The following is a 21,567-nucleotide window of genomic DNA, read 5'->3' on the forward strand; positions in this document are numbered from 1 at the left end:
TGATCAAACTCTTCAGTTTAAGATCTATGCGGTTCTTACCCGCCACCCGAAAGTGACAGAAGCGAACCAAACTTGGCTCAAGGTTCAAACGAATTCATTCAAACTTTCGTTCTCATGACCGCTTGCCTTGATATTTGGTGATTTGTCACCAACGTCAGCAAGCGCCCACATGAATTACCTGATCAAATTGTTAAAGAGCTGTTTCGCTGCGATGACTGCTTGAGCCACCTTACAAACCGTTGAACTGGCTTGCCTCAGCGAGGAAGGCGTATTCTACGCATTTCCTGGCGTTTGTCAATCACTGTTTTTAGCGAGTGAAGCGAGCGACACAGCCTGCTCTAACTTCCTGACAAACCAAGGTTTTTACACCTTATGCACCGCTGGTAACGCTTGGCGTCCCCGGCAGCGGATGCGTACTTTACGGATTCAGCGCCGGGTTGGCAAGTGGTTTTGTAGAAACAAGGGTAAAAAATTTAACTCTTGGGTTTTGCCTTACGCATAATGGCTAAAACAGGGCCTGAAGCCACATAGGCGCCAAACAACAGTAGCAGCATTACAGAGGGTTCAACCGAGATCATTACGAAAGCCAGAACGATGGCCAGCAGCACAACAAAAGGTACCGGCTTTTTAAAGTCGAAATCTTTGAAGCTGTAGTAGCGGATATTACTCACCATTAATACGCCTGCCGCCGCCACGACGACCAGCATCAGCAGTTTGAAACCAAAAGCATCGGCGTCAAAACTATGGAAAGTCCATACACTGGCAGCCACTAGCGCTGCTGCAGAAGGGCTTGGCAAGCCGATAAACCACTTCTTATCGACACTACCGATCTGGACATTGAAGCGCGCAAGGCGCAGTGCTGCGCAGGCCACGTACAGAAAGGCCACTACCCACCCCGTTTTACCTATATCTTGCAGAATCCAGGTAAAGGCAACTAAAGCAGGCGCCATACCAAAGGAGATCATGTCAGCCAAGCTGTCGTACTCAGCGCCGAATTCACTCTGCGTATTGGTCATACGTGCGACGCGGCCGTCCAAGCCATCCAGCACCATGGCAATAAAGATCGCGACGGCGGCCGAAGTAAACTCGCCATTGATACCAGCCACCACCGCAAAGAACCCAGCGAACAGTGCCGATGTGGTAAATAAGTTAGGCAGTAAATAGATACCCCGGCGACGTATCTTTTTGCCGTCTTCTACGGTCTCCTCGACCACTTCCGTCTCACGCAAGAAGGCGGCCGCCAAGTCTTCATTACCGCCTACTTCTGGCCGATCAGCACTATCAGGCTGAGCACTACCAGATTGAGTGCTGCCTGGCTGAGCAAGATCTGTCTGCGAAGCTCCCTCCTGACTTGGGCTTGAGTTTGGCTGATCTGAGCTTGAGTGCTCTTGATCGCGAGTGTCCTGTGTCATAGGTTTCATCCATTAAAAGTGAAGTCACGGGAACAGTGATCGCTTTCATTCTACACGGTGAGTGCCGCTCAGCCAGCCAATTGCAGTTGGACATAGGCAAACATAAGCGTAAAAGCGAACGACCATAAAGCCATTCATAAAAAAACGCCGCCTCCATACAAATCATGGAAACGGCGCTTTTACATCATTTAAAGCATTGCGCTACTCGCACTTAGAGCGACAACACCTTATCGCCCCGAGCAATCCCCGAGACCCCGGTACGGGCAACCTCAAGAATGCCCACCGGCGCCATGGCCTGAAGGAAGGCATCCAGCTTGCCCGCATCGCCGGTGATCTGCACGGTATACAGGCTGGGCGTTACATCGACGATCTGCGCGCGGAAGATATCCACCGTGCGCTTCACCTCATCACGCGCCGCACCCAATGCCTTCACTTTCACCAGCATCAGTTCGCGCTCGATATGGTTGCCTTCGGTGAGATCCACCAGTTTGACCACATCAATCAGCTTATTGAGGTGCTTGGTGATCTGTTCAATCACCCGGTCATCGCCCACGGTAGTCACCGTTAAGCGCGACAGCGACGGGTCTTCTGTAGGCGCTACGTTAAGCGTTTCGATGTTGAAGTTACGCTGGGAAAACAGCCCGACTACACGTGACAGCGCACCCGGTTCGTTTTCTAACAGAATCGAGATGATATGACGCATCAGGTACGCTCCGTTTTAGACAGCAGCATGTCGCGCATGGCGCCTAACGGCACCTGCATCGGATAGACGTGCTCATGGGGGTCGACCTTCACGTCAAGGAACACCAGCTCGTGCTTATTGGCGAAGGCACGCTCCAGCGCAGGCTCTAACTCGTCAAGGGTATTGACGGTAATCGCGGTAAATCCATACGCCTCGATCAGCATATGAAAGTCCGGCAGCGACTCCATATAGGAGTGCGCGTGGCGCGACTTATAGTTCAAGTCCTGCCACTGGCGCACCATACCCAGCGACGCATTGTTAAGATTGACGATCTTAACGCCTACCCCGTACTGCTTACAGGTGGAGAGCTCCTGCATCATCATCTGGAAGCTGCCTTCACCGGTGACACATACCACGTCATCATCCGGGAAGTTCTGTTTGATCCCCATGGCAGCAGGGAAGCCAAAGCCCATGGTGCCCAAACCACCGGAGGTAATCAGCCGGTTGGGTTTATCAAACTTGTAGTACTGGGCAGCAAACATCTGGTGCTGCCCTACGTCAGTGGTCACATAAGCTTCGCCCCGCGTGACACGACATAGCGCTTCGATCACTTCCTGGGGCTTGAGCACCTCACCCTGCTTGGAAGGCTCATAAAGCTTGCCTTCTCGGTCGGCGCGCCAGCCATCGATCTTCTCCCACCACTCGGTTAGCGCTTCAGGATGGGCAATTTTATGCCCCTGCACCAAGCTGATCATCTCGTTGATAACGCTGGAGGCCGGGCCAACAATCGGTACATCGGCACGCACCGTTTTAGAGATCGAGCTGGGGTCAACGTCTACATGGATGATTTTTGCGGTTGGGCAGAACTTCGACGTGCTGTTGGTCACGCGGTCGTCAAAACGTGCCCCGATGGCAATAATCAAGTCGGCGTGGTGCATGGCCATGTTGGATTCATAGGAGCCGTGCATACCCAGCCAACCCAAACACTGGCGGTCACTTTGCGGATACGCGCCGATGCCCATCAGCGTGGTGGTAATCGGGTAACCCAGCTGTTTGACCAGATCGGTCAGACCTTCGCTGGCTTTGCCCGTGACCACGCCGCCACCGGTATAGAATACCGGACGCTTGGCTTTGAGTATCATCTCAACGGCTTTTTTAATCTGTCCCGTGTGGCCACGCGTGACCGGGTTGTACGAGCGCATCTTGACCTTTTTCGGATAGACGTACTCGTAACGCTCGGTGGGTGCGGTCATATCTTTAGGAATATCGACCACCACCGGGCCAGGACGCCCAGTCGCCGCTAAATAGAAGGCCTTTTTGAGCACTTCCGGGATTTCAGCCGGGTGACGAATCGAGAAGCTATGCTTCACAATCGGGCGTGTCACACCGACGATATCGGTTTCCTGGAAGGCGTCTTCACCGATCAGATGGCTCGCCACTTGGCCACACAGCACGACCATGGGAATCGAGTCCATGTAAGCGGTAGCAATGCCGGTAACGGCGTTGGTGGCCCCGGGGCCGGAAGTGACCAATACGCAGCCGGGCTTACCCGAAGCGCGGGCATAGCCGTCGGCAGCGTGGGTAGCCGCTTGCTCGTGACGCACTAGAATGTGCTTCACTTTGTCCTGACGAAAAAGCGCATCGTAAATATGCAGCGCTGCACCGCCGGGATAACCATAAATGTATTCGATGCCCTCATCTTGCAAGAAGCGGGCGATCATATCTGCGCCGGAAAGCAGTTCCACTGTATTTCTCCCCTGGAGGTCTCGAGTGCGAGCCGTACCCAACTGGGCACGGTGTCGAGTGCGGCGGTATGCCGCTGTCGGCCCTAGCCGACACCTGATGCCAAACCCTGGCAGGAGGCCCGGTTAGGGCCTGCACTCTTATCGGAAGCGAGTGAATTATGTCGACATAAATCACCCGCTCCCTTTCACGGCAGTTCGCCGTGTCGGGGCGTTGGCCAGGTTGGGCGGTTAGCCCAAGCCCGGAAGTCCTTCGGCGGGTAGAGGCCTTCGCCTACCCTTCGCGCGGGAGTTAGGGGTTGCCCGTTGAGTCCGCGCCCGCAAATCAGGAACCGACAAGATTCCATTAGCGCCCTCAGCCTGTCAACCTCCGATCAGGCCAAACGCAACAAAGGTCGCAAGAAGCGATTAAAAAAGCCCCGTCAGCGAGGCTAACGGGGCTTTTTCCCTATTCAATTGCGCGAAATGGCGGGATCAGCCGTAGCATCAATTATGAGCTAAACACCAACTTGCCCTCTGCCGCGTTGATATGGATGGTGTCTCCTGGGGTAAATTTGCCCCCCAGCAGATCCTGCGCCAGCGGATTCTCAATGCGGCTCTGAATCGCCCGCTTGAGTGGCCGCGCCCCATATACCGGGTCGAAGCCCACCACCGCCAGTTGCGCCATCGCTTCAGGGCTGACCTCAAGCTTCAAGTCGTGTTCGGCAAGGCGTAACTTCAAGCGCTCAAGCTGAATACCGGCAATCGCTTGAATTTGCTCTTGGCCAAGCGCGTGGAACACCACCACTTCATCGATGCGGTTAATGAGTTCAGGGCGGAAGTGGTTGCCCACCACCTCCATGACCCTATTTTTCATCAGCTCGTAGTCACTATCTTTATCAGCACTAACGTCACCACCCATGCGCTGGATAATGTCCGAGCCCATGTTAGAGGTCATCACGATCACGGTATTACGGAAGTCCACCGTACGGCCCTGGCCATCAGTTAAGCGGCCGTCTTCCAACACCTGCAGCAGGATATTGAAGACATCCGGGTGGGCTTTCTCCACCTCATCCAACAGCAGCACCGAGTAAGGCTTGCGGCGCACGGCCTCAGTTAAGTAGCCACCCTCTTCGTAGCCGACATAGCCGGGAGGCGCGCCGATCAAACGGGCCACGGAGTGCTTCTCCATAAACTCCGACATATCGATACGTACCATGGCCTCTTCGGTATCGAACAGGAAGTTGGCCAGCGACTTACACAGCTCGGTTTTACCCACCCCGGTGGGGCCGAGAAAAAGAAACGAGCCGTTGGGGCGATTAGGATCGGAAAGCCCGGCCCGTGAGCGACGTACCGCGTTGGCCACCGCTTCAACGGCCTCATTCTGGCCGATTACCCGATGATGCAGCGCCTCTTCCATGCGCAGCAGCTTATCGCGTTCGCCTTCAAGCATTTTGGAGACCGGAATGCCCGTCCAGCGGGACACCACCTCGGCGATCTCCTCTTCTGTCACATTGGAACGCAGCAGTTGGTGGCTGGAGGTATCCGCTTCGCCCTCACCGCTTTCGGCAATTCTTTTCTCGAGCTCGGGAATCTTACCGTACTGAATTTCCGACATGCGGCCCAGGTCGCCCTGACGGCGAGCCTGTTCCAGGTCAATGCGCGCCTGCTCAAGCTCCGCCTTAAACTGGGCCGCTCCCTGGATACTGGCTTTCTCGGCTTTCCAGATCTCATCAAGATCAGCGTATTCGCGCTCCAGCTCGTGAATCTGGGTATTGAGCGCCTCCAGGCGTTTTTTGGTCGCCTCATCGGTTTCTTTCTTGAGCGCCTCACGCTCCATTTTGAGCTGGATCAGGCGGCGATCAAGACGATCCATCGCCTCTGGCTTGGAGTCCAGCTCCATACGAATCCTTGATGCTGCCTCATCGATTAGATCGATGGCTTTATCAGGCAACTGCCGATCGGTGATATAACGTGTCGAGAGCTTGGCCGCGGCAATGATAGCGGAGTCGGTAATGTCCACGCCGTGGTGAACTTCATAGCGCTCTTTCAGGCCACGCAGAATTGCCACGGTGTCCTCTTCGGAGGGCTCATCCACCAACACCTTCTGGAAGCGGCGCTCCAGCGCAGCGTCTTTCTCAATGTACTTGCGGTACTCATCCAGCGTGGTAGCGCCCACACAGTGCAGCTCGCCACGCGCCAGGGCAGGCTTGAGCATATTGCCCGCATCCATGGCACCTTCGGCTTTGCCTGCGCCGACCATAGTGTGCAGCTCATCAATAAACAGAATTACCCGCCCCTCTTCCTGGGAGAGCTCTTTAAGTACCGCTTTCAAGCGTTCTTCAAATTCACCGCGGAACTTGGCACCTGCCAGTAGCGAGCCCATATCCAGCGAGAGCACGCGCTTATCTTTTAAGCCTTCCGGTACTTCGCCGTTCACGATGCGCTGGGCCAAGCCTTCGACAATGGCGGTTTTACCTACGCCCGGCTCGCCGATGAGTACCGGATTGTTTTTGGTGCGCCGCTGCAGCACTTGAATCGTGCGACGAATTTCATCGTCGCGGCCGATCACCGGGTCAAGTTTGCCGTCCAGCGCGCGCTGAGTCAGATCCATGGTGTATTTATTTAACGCTTCACGCTGATCTTCGGCGTTAGCGTCGTCCACCGTGGCACCGCCGCGTAGGCTATTAATAGCCGCTTCGAGAGATTTACGGTTGATGCCCGCTTCTTTAAGCAGCTTGGTAATCGCTGAATTCATTTCCAGCGCCGCTAATAGAACGAGCTCACTGGCGATAAACTGATCACCGCGCTTCTGCGCTTCGCGATCAGTTAAATTAAACAGTTTGATGAAATCACGTGACGGCTGCACTTCACCATCGAACTGCCCCACTTTGGGCAAGTTATCCAACTGCTGCACCAAACCATCACGCAGGCGCGAAGGGCTGCCCTCGGCTTTTTCAATCAGAGCTTTAATACCGGTGTCTTTGGTGTCGAGAAGGGCTAGCAGCAAATGGGCGGGGTCTAGCTGATTATGGCCGCGACCCACGGCCAGCGACTGCGCCTCGGCAATCGCGCTCTGGAGCTTGGCGGTAAATTTATCAAAACGCATGGAATTCCTCCTGGGGTAGCCGTGCGTTTGGACGCACCGCGTGACCCGATAACGTGTCATTAGACGTGCTAAATCACTCTTAGCTTGACAAGTTAAATGGCGTCAGTTCGACGCTTTTCAAGAGGTGGCGGTGTAAACCGCTGGCTTAAAGGACGCTTTTATTAACGTTAATTGATCCAGATCACGCTGGCCATGCGCCCTGTCTTACCACCATCACGACGGTAGGAGTAGAAGCGCGATTCGCAGGCGGTGCAGAAGTGTCCGCCACTAATGTGATTGACGCCCAGCGCCTCTAAGCGAAAGCGCGCCAGCCGATATAAGTCGGCCATGTAATGACCCAATCGATAAGGGCTATGGTCAAAGGCGTCCGCGGTATCCGGGTGAACGGCAACAAAGGCGCCATAGACTTCAGGGCCGACTTCAAACTGGGCATTGGAGATCGCAGGCCCTAACCACACCAGAATATCGTCTGGATCAGTGTTCATCGCGGCAATGGTTGCTTCCAGTACACCGCCCGCCAAGCCGCGCCAACCGGCATGGGCCACCGCGACCTGGGTACCCGCTCGATTGCAGAACATCACCGGTAGGCAGTCGGCTGTTAACACTACACAGGCGTACTCATTGGACGTGGCAATAGCCGCATCCGCATCGGCAGCCTCGGACTGATAACCCTGCTGCACACGGGCGCCATGGGTCTGATTCAGCCACAGCAGAGGCCGCTCATCGCCAACTTCCTTGTGCAGCAAACGACGACACAGCGCCACATGATCCGCATTATCGCCGACATGGGAAGCGGTATTAAAGGCGGCGAAATCACCCTGGCTAGGCCCCGATTCACGGGTCGTCACAAAGGCACGCACATTGGTCGGCGCTGGCCAATCAGGCTCTAAAAGCGTTGGCCGTAAATTAATGGCATCGCTCATCGCATCGTCTCATTATCTTCGCGCAGGTAATCCAACAACATTAACAAATCATCGGGGAGGTCTGACTGAAAGGTTAATGTTTCGCCACTCACCGGGTGCTTGAAAATCAACTTACGCGCGTGCAAAGCCTGACGTGGAAACTCACGCAGAATCTCCTTCAACGGCTCGGCGGCGCCCGGCGGCAGCTTGGCACGGCCGCCGTACATGGGATCACCAATTAAGGGGAGTCGAACATGCGCCATATGCACACGAATTTGGTGGGTGCGCCCCGTTTCCAATTTGCAACGCACATGGGTATGAGCACGGAAACGCTCAACCACGCGGAAATGAGTAATCGCAGGCTTACCGGCTGTGGTCACCGCCTGACGCTTGCGATCTTTAGAATGACGGCCAATGGGCGCATCGATAGTGCTACCCGACACCGGCTTACCAATCACCACTGCATCGTACTGGCGTGACACGCTGCGCGCCTGCATCTGCTCGACTAGCGCGGTTTGCGCAGGCAGTGTTTTGGCCACCATCATCAAGCCGGTGGTGTCTTTATCCAAGCGGTGCACAATACCTGCGCGGGGCACTTCAGCAATCGCCGGGTGATGGTGCAACAAGGCATTTAACAACGTGCCATCCGGGTTGCCTGCGGCAGGATGCACGACCATGCCAGCCGCTTTGTTGATCACCATCAGCGTTTCATCTTCGTAGACGATATCCAGCGCAATATCCTGCGCTTCAAAGCGCGTATCGTCTTCGATGGTCGCTTGAAGCGCCAACACTTCATGGCCATGTAGCTTGGCTTTCGGCTTGGCTTGTGCGCCATCCACCGTCAACTCACCGGCGTTAATCCACGCTTTTAAGCGCTCACGGGAGTAATCACTGAACAACTCAGCCGCCGCTTGGTCTAACCGCGCACCGGCTAACGTAGCGGGTACGCGCTGCGTGTCTTCAACTATACGAGTCATGAAAAACCCATTCGAGACATGTAAAACCTCTTTAAAAGACGCAAAAACCCCAGCAAGGCGAAAAATCAGCCCCAGCATGGAAAAATAAGCGTTTACGACACCCGACGAAACGTCGCTAAGCCTGCGTTTTAAGCCGAGGTGTTTTATAGTGGGCGGACTGAGACCTATTCTACCATTTCTACTTATGGCCATCGTCGCTTTTTGGTGATTGAGGCTTGTTTGCAACGAGGATGATGATGCGCGTTTTTTCAGCTGCCAACCGCTTTGGTGCTCTAGCCCTAAGCCTTGCCCTTCTAGCAGGCTGTGCGAGTAACAATACCAGCGAAGAAGAGGAAGATGAATTTGCCGGGGTTCAGGAGCGTGAGCTCTATGAACTGGCCCGCACGGCCCTCGACAGCAACCGCTACCCGATTGCGATAGAGCGCCTAGAAGCGCTTGATACGCGCTATCCGTTTGGCGCACATGCCGAGCAAGCGCAGCTTGAGTTGATCTATGCCTACTATGAAAATAGTAATTGGGAAGAGGCCCGAGCGGCGGCCAGCCGCTTTATTCGCCTTCACCCTGACCACCCGCAAGTGGACTACGCCTACTATCTGCGCGGCCTTTCTGCTTGGCAGGCGGGTCGTTTCAGCCTAGAGCGCCTGCGTCTGATTGATATTTCCAGGCGTGATTTGGGGGCGTCACGAGACGCCTACAATGACTTCCGCGAGCTTATTCAGCGTTACCCGCAGAGTGAGTACGCCGCCGATGCTCAGCAGCGCATTGTCTATCTGCGCGAGTTGATGGCCCGCCATGAGCTCCACGTCGCTGATTACTACCTGCGCCGTGGTGCTTACTTAGCGGCTGTTGAGCGCGGTCGTTGGGTTATCGAAAACTACCCTGAATCCAGCGCCACCCGGGATGCCCTAGCTACCATGGTGGAAGGCTATCAAGGCCTCGACATGGAAGACCGCGCCAATGAAGTCCTCGCAGTGCTGCGTGAGAACGCGCCAGATCACGAGCAGTTACAAGGCAGCCGTTTTATTCCCAAGCACTTAGGCCAAAATGATTAAATCATTGCGAGCTCTCAATCGCTAAAAACTGCACAACATCTATCTAGAAAACCACGCCACGGCGTGGTTTTTTTATTGAAAAAACAATCAAGCAGCTGATTTTAAAAGAGTAAATACAGAGCGGCTGCATATGTTGTACAGCCAGCCATTATTTTCTATACAAAAACTGTACAACAATATATGATTAGATCGTCTTGCATAATAAAGTGCCTTAACGGCACCTAAGGGAGCACTCAATGTCACTTTTTAAAGCACATTCCAGCAACACCAAAATAAGCACGCGTTTAACGCTAGGCTTTGCTGCCATGTTAGGGCTGCTGGTTCTGTTAACCGCTGTCGGCATTTACCAGGTCAATAACATTGACCGCGATTTAACCACCATCAACGATGTTAACGGCACCAAGCTTGGGTATGCAGTGGATATGCGCGGCAGCGTGCATGACCGTGCCATCGCTCTGCGCGATGTAGTGCTTACACAAGACGATAGCAGAGTAGATGTGTTACTCAGCGAAATGGAAAGCCTTAGCAGCGATTACGTCACGGCGTCGGAAGGCGAGCACCGAGTGACTAACGAGTATCCTAGCGGTCAAGAAGAGCAAACTATTCTTGCCAGCATCGACGCCCAGGGTGCAACGACCCTTGAACTGACACAGCAAGTCATTACCGCCCGCCAAGCAGATCAGTTTGCCGATGCAGAGACCTTACTACTTGAACAGGCAGGACCTGCATACGCCGAGTGGCTTAACCGAATTAATCAATTTATTAATCTTCAACAGCAGTTAAACGACGCCACCACAGCGACTGCCCGCGATACGGCTTCCGGCTTTCAAATGCAGATGTTGGGGCTAACACTCTTTGCGTTATTGGTCGGCGGTTTGATCGCGGTGTTCTTATCCCGCCAACTGCTACGTGAATTGGGTGCCGAACCCTACGAAGTCAAAGCTTTTGCGGAAGCCATTGGCCGCGGCGAGTTAGCCAGCCAGGGGCAGCTCAAGAAGGGTGATACTCGCAGCATTATGGCGTCACAGGTTGCCATGGCCCAGCAGCTACAAACGATTGTGACCCAGGTACGTGCCTCTGCAGAGGCGGTAGCCAGCAACAGTGAACAAATTGCCGAGGGTAATAACGACCTATCTTCACGTACCGAACAGCAGGCCAGCGCACTTGCGGAGACGGCCTCTGCCATGGAGCAGCTCAACAGTACCGTAAAACTTAACGCTGAGAATTCTGAGCAGGCCAGCCAAGAAGCTTCCAGCGCATCTAGCACAGCCAAGCAGGGCGGCGAAGCGGTTAATCAGGTTGTTGCCACCATGAACGACCTCAATAAGAGTTCTCAGGAAATCGCGGGGATCATCTCCACGATTGATGCGATTGCCTTTCAGACCAATATTCTGGCGCTAAACGCCTCGGTCGAAGCCGCTCGCGCTGGTGAACATGGTCGCGGTTTTGCGGTAGTCGCCGAGGAAGTGCGTCGACTAGCCCAACGCAGTGCAGATGCCGCGCGGGAGATTAACACTCTGATTTCCAGCAACCTTGAACGGGTTAATCACGGCAATGAACGCGCCGAAGAAGCCAGCAAATCGACCGAACAGATCGTCGCGGCTATCGAGCGCGTAACGAGCATTATGCAGGAGATAAGCCATGCCAGCGCTGAGCAGAGCACCGGCGTGCAGGAAGTGGGTCGCGCGGTGACCGAGATGGATCAGGTCACCCAGCAAAACGCCTCTCTGGTACATGAAAGCGCCACGGCAGCAAACAATCTGCGTCAAAATGCTCACTCGCTGCTAGACGCCATGCAAGTCTTCAAATTGCCGAATGCACACCAAACCGCACAGCCATCGCGTGCTGCATTGGCAACTGGGCCTGCGCGCGCTAACGCTTCGGCCAGGCCCGCGCTACCCGCTGTGAAACGTCAGCAGGCAGCACCTGAGTGGGAAAGCTTCTAAATTAAAAATGGTTTTTAATTAACTATTTAGAGGGATTCGGCTCCTAACCCTTAGGAGCCGTTTTTTATAGCCCTCCCCCGAGATGACGATGAAGCCCACTCAAAGCCTATTGAAGATGTTCCTTCTACCGATCTTAATGGTCGTGCTTCCTGCACTATTATTAATGGCTATTGCCATGGAGGTGCGGGTAACACAATCGCTGAACAACGTTGACAATGTCGTTCAGCTTGCCGCGTTGTTACTGGGCATTGGCATGATGGGTGGGCTAATCGGCGCTGCGTTCTTTTTTGTCTGGCGTAGCAATAAGCGGTTAATGATCATCGGAGACGCTATTTTATCGCTCGCCGAGCGCCAGCAAACATTGTCCGATTTTCAAGCGATCGAGCAGATGAGTCGACAACGCAGTGGTTCTTTGGCACGTATTGCTATCGCGCTAATGACATTTCGAGATGCAGAAAAACAACGTCAGGAAGCCGAGTGTAAAGTGCACCGATTGGCGTACTTCGATACGCTAACCCAGCTGCCCAACTGGCAATTGATGAGAGAGCACCTTCAACATTCGCTTGATACAAGCCAACATAATGGCACCTATGGTGCACTGATCTACCTGGACGTTGACGACTTCAATCGCATCAACGACAGCTGTGGACATCGTATGGGCGACAACCTACTCCAACAAATTGCCGAGCGCCTTTCCGGCTTGACAGCCGAAGGCGCTACCATTGGCCGCTTAGGCGGCGATGAGTTTATGCTGATCATCGATGGCTTAGCCAGCGAACAACTAAAAGCGGCCGAGAAAGCCGAGGCGTTTGCCGAACAGTTACAGCGAACGCTAAGCTCCTGTTACTGGGTGGAAGATAAAAAGCATTTCCTTAGCGTAAGTATGGGGATCGCCCTGTTTAATGGCCTTCAAGAAAGTATTGATAGCCTCTTTCAGTATTCCAACGCAGCCGTTCATCTTGCCAAGCTAACGAGTCCCAACGGGTTACAGTTTTATGACCCGGCAGTGCAAGCCGAACTTGAAGCTAGAACCGAACTGGAATACGACTTGCGTATGGCCATCGAGCGACAAGAGTTTGTATTGGTCTACCAATCACAAGTGGACGGCCTGGGACAAGCTATTGGCGCAGAGGCATTGATCCGCTGGGAACACCCGCGTCGCGGGTTTGTATCGCCAGGTACCTTTATCCCCTTAGCCGAAGAAACAGGTTTAATCGTGCCGATTGGAAACTGGGTACTCGAAACAGCCTGCGAACAGCTAGTTATCTGGGCAAACGACGAAAGCACCAAGCATCTAACATTAGCAGTCAACGTCAGCGCCAAACAGTTCCAACAGCCCGATTTCGTTGACACCGTTTGCGGCGTGCTAACCAAAAGCGGTGCCTCGGCACACCGGCTAAAGCTGGAACTGACTGAAAGCACCATGATCGGCAAAATAGATGACATCATCGCGCGTATGCTCCAGCTCAAGGCGCTGGGGGTTAGCTTTTCCTTAGACGATTTCGGCACTGGCTACTCGTCGCTGCAGTACCTCAAACGGCTCCCTTTAGATCAAATCAAAATCGACCAGTCGTTTGTGCGTAACCTGCATAAAGACACGGACGACAAGGCCATAGTGCAAACCATTATTGCCATGGGGCGTTCGCTCGGATTGCAGGTTATCGCCGAAGGTGTAGAGAACCACGAACACTGGTGGTACTTAAACGAACACCAGTGTCACGCCTTCCAAGGGTATTATTTTTGCAAACCAGTCTCCGCTACCGAGATGGTACAGCGAAGCTTAGCCCCGCCACCGATGCCCATTTAATCCTGAAGTTGCGCCCGTCATGAAACAGTATCCGGCTCACTCGCCGGGCTGCCAGCCATTAACGATCGGATAGCGGCGGTCGCGGCCAAAGCCCCGCGGTGTCACGCGGACACCAATCGGCGCCTGGCGACGCTTATACTCGCAGCGGTCAACCAGCTTCACTACTTTATAAACGTCTTCAGCGTCAAAGCCACCGGCGATGATCGCTTCCGCGCTCATGTCGCCTTCGATATAGCTTAATAAAATAGCATCGAGGGTATCGTAATCAGGCAGAGAGTCACTATCCTGCTGATCCGGTGCCAGCTCAGCGCTGGGTGGGCGCTCGATGACCCGATCGGGAATCGCCGGGGATTGGGTATTGCGCCAGCGAGCCAAGCGGTACACCCAGGTTTTATAGACGTCTTTAATGGCATTAAAACCGCCCACCATATCCCCATACAGCGTGGCGTAGCCCACCGCCATTTCGCTCTTGTTACCGGTAGTCAGTACCATCAAACCTTTTTTATTCGAGATCGCCATCAGCAGTACGCCGCGACAGCGGGACTGCAGGTTCTCTTCGGTGGTATCACGCTCGGTGCCCGCAAAGCTCTCCGCCAGCGTGCCCATAAAGGCTTCGACCATGGGTTCAATTGGCATGACCTCGTAGTGTACGCCCAACATGTTGGCCTGCTCTGCTGCGTCCTGCTTGGAGATATCCGCGGTGTAGTGGTAAGGCATCATCACCGCCTGCACCCGCTGGGGGCCCAGTGCATCAACCGCAATGGCCAGTGAAAGCGCTGAGTCGATACCGCCGGAAAGCCCCAGCACCACGCCTTTAAAACCGCTCTTGTTGACATAATCACGCAGCCCGGTGACCAACGCGCAGTACAGGCTCTCCTCTGGCTCCACTTCGGGGTCAATCTCGCCGGGCTGGGGTTCCCAAACAGTGGCGCTGGTTTGCAGGAACTGAATCGGCATTAGGCCTGCCTGCCAGTAGGGTGCCAGCACCTGTAACTGCCCATTCGCATTCACACAGCATGAGCCACCATCAAATACCAGCTCGTCCTGACCACCGATAGTATTCACATACACAATCGGACGATTGACACCTTGGGCATGCTGCTCCAATAAGCCCAACCGCTCAGTGGGCTTATCCTGGTGGTAGGGCGAGGCATTCAAGGTGATTAGCACTTCAGCACCCGCTTCCGTGGCAGCTCTAACCGGCGCGCCATCCCATAGGTCTTCGCAGATCACTATGCCCAGTTTGGCGCCTTTATGCTCATACACCAGCGTCTCAGTGCCAGGCGTAAAGTAGCGCTGCTCGTCGAACACCTGATAGTTAGGCAGTGCCTGTTTGGCGTACTCGGCCTCCCACTGGCCGTTGTAGAGCAGTCCCGCCAAATTGTAACAGCGGCCTTCACGTACGCCGGGGTAGCCGATAATCACCAGCACATCACTAGCGACCTTCGATGCCATTAGCGCGCGGGCTTCACGCAGGCGGGTTTCCATTGAGGGGCGCAGCAGCAGATCTTCCGGCGGGTAGCCCGATAAAAAAAGCTCTGGAAAGACAACAATATCCGCCCCATGCTCAATCCGCGCTTCGCGCACAGCTTCAATCGCGCGTGCGGCATTGCCGGGAATATCCCCGACCAGAGGATCGAGTTGGGCCATTACCAGCGTTAAGTCTTGCATGGGCGTCAAAATCTCTTGAGAATCTTTAAAATGGGGTTACACCGACATAGTCGTATTGTCCCGCAAGGGCCACCAACAGGCAAAGGTTGCGAGGCTATCTCGATGCCTAGCCTCAATGACCAGTACCAATGCATAGCACTAATGACCAGTGCCAATAACTAGCACCTAAATTCCCACCTTGGGAGACACAAAAGGATGAACCTCTTGATCATTCGGCTGATTATCTTCGCCGTCATATTTTATGCCGGTTTAAAACTCTACGGCATCTACCGGCAACGTAAGCTTGAGCATGAAGCGCAGCATAAAAAAGTCAACCGCCACGAGGGCGGCAAAATGGTGCGCTGCCGCTGGTGTGAGGTACACGTACCTGAGGACGAAGCGCTGCGCGACCAGGAGCAGTGGTTCTGTTCTAGCGCCCATCGTGACCGTTTTCTGCAAGAACAGCAGGATAAAGACGGAACATCTTAAGCTTGTATAAGCCGTTCTGGCGTAAGCTGGTAAGGCGCGGGGTCAATCATTGGCTCGCGCCCCAGCAGTTGATCCACCAGCAAATGGGTCGAGGCAGGCGCCAGCACCAAGCCATTGCGATAGTGCCCGGCATTGACGAAGACGTTACTCCATTCAGGCAGCGCGCCGATAAAGGGGATGCCCGCCGGGGATCCAGGCCTTAGCCCGGCCCACTGGTGTGCGATCTGGCATGTAGCCAAAGCGGGCAAAATGGCTTCAGCGCTCTGCTGCAAAGACGCCAGCGCCTCCTCATCGGTGCTCTTATCAAAGCCCTTCTCTTCCAGCGTAGAGCCAACCAGCAGCAGGCCGTCCGCGCGTGGAATAATATAGCGGCCATCTTTTAACACCACGCGCTGAACGAGACCTTTAGGCGCTTGATAGGCAATCATCTGCCCTTTCACAGGCCTTACCGGCAACTGCACATTCAACTGGGACAGCAGCTGCGCAGCCCAGGCGCCGCCACACACCACAATACGACCCGCTTTGAGTGATCCTTGGGAAGTCGCCACACCTTCCACTTGGCCACTTTCTCTGCCGCCCGGTTGAATAAAACCACTGACCTCACAATGCTCTTTCAGCGTTACCTGGGGCATAGCGGCTAACCGCGCCTTCAATGCCTTGACTAAACGCGGGTTTCTCACGCTGCCTAACGTCGGCATCCATAGCGCGCTGTCACCCGCCATTGCCACGCCAGGCTCCTTATTGAGAACAAAATCTGCGGCTACCCTTTCAAGCGGTTTACCCAACTGACGCGCCCAGCCCAGCGCTTCGTCGGCATCATCCACATTTAGATAAAGCAGCCCCTTTTGACGATACTCGGGGTCAATGCCGGTCTCCTCCAACAAACGCAGCGCCAGCGAGGGGTAAACGCCCTCCGACCAGCGTGACAGTTGCGATATCGCAGCGTCGTAGCGCCAAGGATAGAGCGGTGAAACGATGCCTCCTCCGGCCCAGGATGCCTCTTTACCGCACTCACCCCGCTCCACCAGCGTGACCTGCTGGCCGGCATCGGCTAACTGCAGCGCTGTCATCATGCCGATCACGCCGCCACCAATAATTAAGAAATCGCTCACAACATTGTCCGTTTTGGCTTACATAAAAAAAGCGCATTGTCGCCTAGGATGGCCTATTAACGACGATGCGTTCGCGGCTAGTGACGAGGAGTGAGCATAACGCGGGCAATAACAAGGTCAAGTGAGGAGAGGTGATGAGCAGTTTTCAGATCAAGACGCACACCACACCTGAAGGCGGATTTACGCTGCTTGAGTTACTGGTCACCCTACTGTTGGTGGGTATTATCGCTGCTTGGGGGCTGCCCAATTTTCAAGCCTTGGGACAGCGAACGGCGCAGACCAGCGCAGTAAACCGATTACAAAGCGCGTTTTCGCTAGCGCGCAATACGGCGATTAGCCAGCGCCGCCAGATTACTGTTTGCCCAGCCTCTGCAAACCGCCAGGCCTGTATCAAAGCTTGGAGTGGTGAGTTAATGATCGTGCGGGGAGATAAAACCAACGGCATTACCGAAGACGATATTTTACGCATTGTCCCCGCGCAACAAGACACGCAAGTGGCCTACAGCCGGGGCTGGTCGCGCATCCGTTACAGCCCATTAGGCTATACCAGCGGGTACAACGGCAGTTTTTCCGTTTGTTCAAGTAGCGGCGCCGAAGGCTCACTTGGTAAAAAATTAGTACTCAGCCAGTTGGGACGTTTACGGATCGATGAAGCGCCTATCGACTGTTAATCAGTAGGCGCTTCCACTCGTCCACAGCGGTTAGGCAAGCTAGATTTTACCCTGCGATACCGTCTAAATAGCGCTCAGCATCCAGCGCCGCCATGCAGCCACTGCCCGCCGAGGTAATCGCTTGCCGATAAATATGATCCATCACATCGCCGCAGGCAAATACACCCGGCACGCTAGTGGCCGTCGCGTTACCTTCCAAGCCTGACGTCACTTTGATATAGCCACCGTTCATTGCCAGTTGGCCTTCAAAAATGCCCGTATTGGGACTGTGACCGATGGCAATGAACAGCCCCGGCGCATGGATCTCCTTGCTTGAGCCATCCTGGGTGGATTTAACCCGGATACCTGTAACGCCCGAGTTATCACCAAGCACTTCCTCGACTTCCTGGAACCACTCAAGAGCGATTTTGCCTGCCTCGGCTTTCTCAAACAGCTTATCTTGGAGAATTTTTTCCGCCCGCAGCGTGTCACGGCGGTGAACCAGGGTCACTTTGGAGGCGATGTTGGAAAGATAGAGCGCCTCTTCCACGGCGGTATTACCGCCACCCACCACGATGACTTCCTGATTGCGGTAAAAAAAGCCGTCGCAGGTGGCGCAGGCCGAAACCCCTTGCCCCATAAATTGCTGTTCGGTAGGCAGCCCCAAGTAACGCGCGCTAGCGCCCGTCGCTACAATTAACGCATCGCAGGTATAAACACCGCTATCACCCTTTAAGGTGAAGGGTTTTTCACCTAGGCTGACCTCGTTGATATGGTCAAACAGCACCTCGGTATTGAAACGTTCAGCGTGCTGCTTCATGCGCTCCATTAATTCAGGGCCTTGAACCCCTTGAGCGTCACCCGGCCAGTTATCCACATCGGTTGTGGTGGTCAATTGGCCACCCGCCTGTATACCGGTAATCAGCAGCGGCTTCAGGTTTGCCCGTGCGGCATACACAGCCGCCGTATAGCCCGCAGGGCCGGATCCAAGAATAATCAAACGCTCATGACGAGTTTCCATGACACCACCTTGTAAATATCTGACTGATAGCTGTGCTAATAGCGTTATAAAAAATTAGCCACAGAGTCTGCCTGAAATGGCGCCAAGTACAAGCTATTGCAAGGTTTCGTCTACGCTATTAGGCGAAGAAACCTTGAAAGCCCCTGAGCAAAGACCCATGTGTTATTACTAAATCAACGCCATACTGGGGGAAATCCATAAAAGAAAGATCGTGACCGTCACGCTGGGCGCAGCGCTCAGCAACCAGAGGAGAGACACATGAGCAAGATACCCGATACGCTAAGCACTTTAGAGGTTGGCAGTAAAACGTATCACTACTACAGTCTGCCCCAAGCGGCCGAGACCCTGGGCAACATTGACCGGCTTCCCAAGACGCTCAAGATTCTACTCGAAAACCAGCTGCGCTTCGCCGATGACGAAAGCGTAGACCAAAAAGATATGCAGGCCCTGGTCGACTGGCAGGCCGAGGGCAAATCCAGCCGTGAAATCGGCTATCGCCCGGCGCGGGTATTAATGCAGGATTTCACGGGGGTGCCCGGCGTGGTGGATTTAGCCTCCATGCGTGCCGCGGTAGAAAGCCTGGGCGAAGACCCAGCGAAGATTAATCCGCTCTCCCCCGTCGATCTGGTCATCGACCACTCGGTGATGGTCGATAAGTTCGGCAACCCGGCGGCGTTCCAAGAGAACGTCGATATTGAAATGCAGCGCAACCGCGAGCGCTATGAGTTTCTGCGCTGGGGTCAGCAGGCGTTTGACAACTTCAGCGTGGTGCCCCCCGGTACCGGTATCTGCCACCAGGTCAACCTGGAGTACCTGGGCAGAACGGTATGGATCAAGGACGAAGACGGCAAGACTTGCGCTTACCCCGACACCCTCGTCGGCACCGACTCCCACACCACGATGATCAACGGCCTGGGCGTACTGGGTTGGGGCGTTGGCGGCATCGAAGCCGAAGCGGCCATGCTCGGCCAGCCGGTCTCGATGCTAATCCCAGAAGTGATTGGCTTTAAACTGACCGGCAAGCTACGCGAAGGTATTACCGCCACTGACTTGGTACTCACCGTTACCGAAATGCTGCGCAAAAAAGGCGTAGTGGGTAAATTTGTCGAGTTCTACGGTGACGGTTTGAAAGACCTGCCGCTGGCGGATCGTGCCACGATCGCCAATATGGCGCCCGAGTATGGTGCCACCTGCGGCTTCTTCCCGGTCGATGACGAAACACTGAACTATATGCGCCTAACCGGTCGTGAGGATGAGCAAGTCGCGCTGGTGGAAGCCTACAGCAAAGCCCAAGGGCTATGGCGCGAACCCAGCGATGAGCCAATCTTCACCGACGCCCTAGAACTGGACATGACCGAGGTAGAAGCGAGCCTTGCCGGCCCCAAACGTCCCCAAGACCGCGTGGCCCTGAAAGACATGGCGGCCGCCTTTGACAAGTTTCTGCAGGAAGATGTCAAAGCGGATACAACCGCTAAAGGCAAACTCTCCTCGGAAGGCGGCCAAACCGCCGTGGGAGTGGAACGTAGCTTTAAACATGACACCAGTCAAAACGTTAAACTTGATAAGCACGACTTCAGTCTTGACCCCGGTGCGGTAGTAATTGCAGCGATCACCTCTTGCACCAACACCTCTAACCCCAGCGTGATGATGGCGGCAGGCTTGTTGGCACGCAAGGCGCGTGAAAAAGGCTTGATCACCCAACCGTGGGTCAAAACGTCCCTCGCGCCGGGCTCAAAGGTCGTCACCGAGTACCTCGCAGCCGCCGGGCTGGATGACGACTTGAATGCCCTGGGCTTTAACCTTGTCGGCTACGGCTGCACCACCTGTATCGGTAACTCCGGCCCACTACCGGATGAAATTGAGAAAGCGATTAACGATGGCGATCTTGCCGTCGCCTCGGTGCTTTCCGGTAACCGCAACTTTGAAGGCCGTGTGCATCCGCTGGTGAAAACCAACTGGCTCGCATCACCGCCCCTGGTGGTGGCGTATGCCTTGGCCGGTAACGTTCAGCGTGATCTCACCCAGGAGCCGATTGGCAAAGGCAGTGACGGCGAACCGGTTTACCTAAAAGATATCTGGCCCAGCCAGGCCGAGATTGCCAGCGCCGTCGAGAAAGTGAACACCGCGATGTTCCGTAAAGAGTACGGCGCAGTGTTTGAGGGTGACGACGTCTGGAAAGCCATCGACGTGTCAGAAAGCAAAGTCTATCAATGGCCCGAATCCACCTATATTCAGCACCCGCCCTTCTTTGAAGGCATGGGCCGCGAGCCGGACGCCATCGAAGACGTGCACAGCGCCCGTGTGCTCGCCATGCTGGGTGATTCGGTAACCACCGACCATATCTCCCCTGCCGGTGCCATCAAGCCTGACAGCCCCGCCGGGCGCTACCTGCAAGAACACGGCGTTAAGCCGGTCGACTTCAATTCCTACGGCTCACGCCGTGGTAACCATGAAGTCATGATGCGCGGCACCTTTGCCAACGTGCGGATCAAAAATGAGATGCTCGATGGCGTGGTTGGTGGTGAGACACGCCACGTACCCAGCGGCGAGCAAATGGCCATTTACGATGCGGCCATGAAGTACAAAGAGAAAGGCAAACCGCTGGTCGTGATCGCCGGTAAAGAGTACGGCACCGGCTCCTCACGGGATTGGGCGGCCAAAGGTACCCGCTTGCTCGGCGTTCGTGCCGTGATTGCCGAGTCCTTTGAGCGTATTCACCGCTCTAACCTGATCGGCATGGGTGTTGTACCGCTGCAGTTTGCCGAAGGCGAAAGCCGCCAAACGCTGGGATTAACCGGGGATGAAGAAATTTCGATTGCCGGATTAAGCGACCTTACGCCCGGCGGTACGGTCAAAATCGTGATCAAAAATGACGATGGGGAGCGTACCGTTGATGCCAAGTGTCGAATTGATACGGTAAACGAGCTGGCTTACTACCGCCACGGTGGTATCCTTCACTACGTGTTGCGCAAGATGATTGGCGCAGCCTAAAGGGTAAAACCTTACCAATGCTTGCATGCCCCCACCTCGGTGGGGG

Annotated in this window: 15 protein-coding genes; 6 read left to right on the plus strand and 9 right to left on the minus strand. The window is 54.8% G+C overall.

From position 1 onward, the window contains the following. Positions 1-473: 473 nt before the first annotated feature. The 6 genes from pssA to rluD all read right to left on the minus strand — a co-directional run bounded on the left by pssA (position 474) and on the right by rluD (position 8,803). Positions 474-1,412 carry a CDP-diacylglycerol--serine O-phosphatidyltransferase gene (pssA, locus tag J7J49_RS11980; RefSeq protein WP_064235103.1) on the minus strand — a complete coding sequence of 313 codons (939 nt, stop codon included), beginning with the start codon at positions 1,410-1,412 and terminating at the stop codon, positions 474-476. 211 nt (positions 1,413-1,623) lie between these two features. After that, positions 1,624-2,115 (minus strand): acetolactate synthase small subunit, encoded by a 492-nt coding sequence (ilvN, locus tag J7J49_RS11985; RefSeq protein WP_007113940.1) that lies wholly within the window; start codon positions 2,113-2,115, stop codon positions 1,624-1,626. Further along, complete coding sequence (locus J7J49_RS11990; RefSeq protein ID WP_215092875.1) at positions 2,115-3,839, minus strand: acetolactate synthase 3 large subunit; 1,725 nt, start codon at positions 3,837-3,839, stop codon at positions 2,115-2,117. The genes ilvN and J7J49_RS11990 overlap by 1 nt, the downstream gene beginning before the upstream one ends. Positions 3,840-4,326: 487 nt before the next feature. Beyond that, entirely contained in the window at positions 4,327-6,924 is a 2,598-nt protein-coding gene (clpB, locus tag J7J49_RS11995) for an ATP-dependent chaperone ClpB (RefSeq protein ID WP_215092877.1), read from the minus strand. Positions 6,925-7,091: 167 nt separating this feature from the next. Beyond that, positions 7,092-7,847, minus strand: a complete 756-nt coding sequence (pgeF, locus tag J7J49_RS12000; RefSeq protein WP_064235106.1) for a peptidoglycan editing factor PgeF — start codon at positions 7,845-7,847, stop codon at positions 7,092-7,094. Beyond that, on the minus strand, positions 7,844-8,803 hold the full coding sequence (gene rluD / locus J7J49_RS12005; RefSeq protein ID WP_215092879.1) for a 23S rRNA pseudouridine(1911/1915/1917) synthase RluD: 960 nt from the start codon (positions 8,801-8,803) through the stop codon (positions 7,844-7,846). Before rluD ends, pgeF begins: the two co-directional genes overlap by 4 nt. A gap of 236 nt (positions 8,804-9,039) precedes the next feature. Here rluD and J7J49_RS12010 point away from each other — a divergent pair, with 236 nt between their 5' ends. The 3 genes from J7J49_RS12010 to J7J49_RS12020 all read left to right on the plus strand — a co-directional run bounded on the left by J7J49_RS12010 (position 9,040) and on the right by J7J49_RS12020 (position 13,608). Continuing rightward, positions 9,040-9,855, plus strand: coding sequence for an outer membrane protein assembly factor BamD (locus J7J49_RS12010; protein WP_215092881.1), 816 nt, complete (start codon positions 9,040-9,042; stop codon positions 9,853-9,855). Positions 9,856-10,091: 236 nt separating this feature from the next. Further along, positions 10,092-11,801 (plus strand): methyl-accepting chemotaxis protein, encoded by a 1,710-nt coding sequence (locus J7J49_RS12015; protein ID WP_215092883.1) that lies wholly within the window; start codon positions 10,092-10,094, stop codon positions 11,799-11,801. An 88-nt stretch (positions 11,802-11,889) separates the two neighbouring features. Then, positions 11,890-13,608, plus strand: coding sequence for a putative bifunctional diguanylate cyclase/phosphodiesterase (locus tag J7J49_RS12020; RefSeq protein ID WP_215092885.1), 1,719 nt, complete (start codon positions 11,890-11,892; stop codon positions 13,606-13,608). A 36-nt stretch (positions 13,609-13,644) separates the two neighbouring features. Here J7J49_RS12020 and J7J49_RS12025 read toward each other — a convergent pair whose 3' ends face one another. Further along, on the minus strand, positions 13,645-15,279 hold the full coding sequence (locus J7J49_RS12025; RefSeq protein ID WP_215092887.1) for an NAD+ synthase: 1,635 nt from the start codon (positions 15,277-15,279) through the stop codon (positions 13,645-13,647). A gap of 195 nt (positions 15,280-15,474) precedes the next feature. Between J7J49_RS12025 and J7J49_RS12030 the strand changes: the two genes are divergently transcribed. Then, positions 15,475-15,747 (plus strand): PP0621 family protein, encoded by a 273-nt coding sequence (locus J7J49_RS12030; RefSeq protein WP_064235111.1) that lies wholly within the window; start codon positions 15,475-15,477, stop codon positions 15,745-15,747. Here J7J49_RS12030 and thiO read toward each other — a convergent pair. Continuing rightward, positions 15,744-16,859, minus strand: a complete 1,116-nt coding sequence (gene thiO / locus J7J49_RS12035; protein ID WP_215092889.1) for a glycine oxidase ThiO — start codon at positions 16,857-16,859, stop codon at positions 15,744-15,746. The two genes, J7J49_RS12030 and thiO, sit on opposite strands and share 4 nt — an antisense overlap. A gap of 134 nt (positions 16,860-16,993) precedes the next feature. Between thiO and J7J49_RS12040 the strand changes: the two genes are divergently transcribed. Further along, positions 16,994-17,530: a GspH/FimT family pseudopilin gene (locus J7J49_RS12040; protein WP_215092891.1), complete on the plus strand. Its 537-nt coding sequence runs from the start codon at positions 16,994-16,996 to the stop codon at positions 17,528-17,530. Positions 17,531-17,576: 46 nt separating this feature from the next. On the opposite strand, the gene trxB is transcribed toward J7J49_RS12040, so the two are convergent. After that, positions 17,577-18,530, minus strand: coding sequence for a thioredoxin-disulfide reductase (gene trxB / locus J7J49_RS12045; protein WP_215092893.1), 954 nt, complete (start codon positions 18,528-18,530; stop codon positions 17,577-17,579). Positions 18,531-18,788: 258 nt separating this feature from the next. On the opposite strand from trxB, the gene acnA reads away from it, so the two are divergent. After that, positions 18,789-21,521 (plus strand): aconitate hydratase AcnA, encoded by a 2,733-nt coding sequence (acnA, locus tag J7J49_RS12050; RefSeq protein ID WP_215092895.1) that lies wholly within the window; start codon positions 18,789-18,791, stop codon positions 21,519-21,521. Positions 21,522-21,567: the final 46 nt, after the last annotated feature.

Source organism: Halomonas sp. ISL-56 (assembly GCF_018612805.1).
Lineage (GTDB): Bacteria > Pseudomonadota > Gammaproteobacteria > Pseudomonadales > Halomonadaceae > Vreelandella.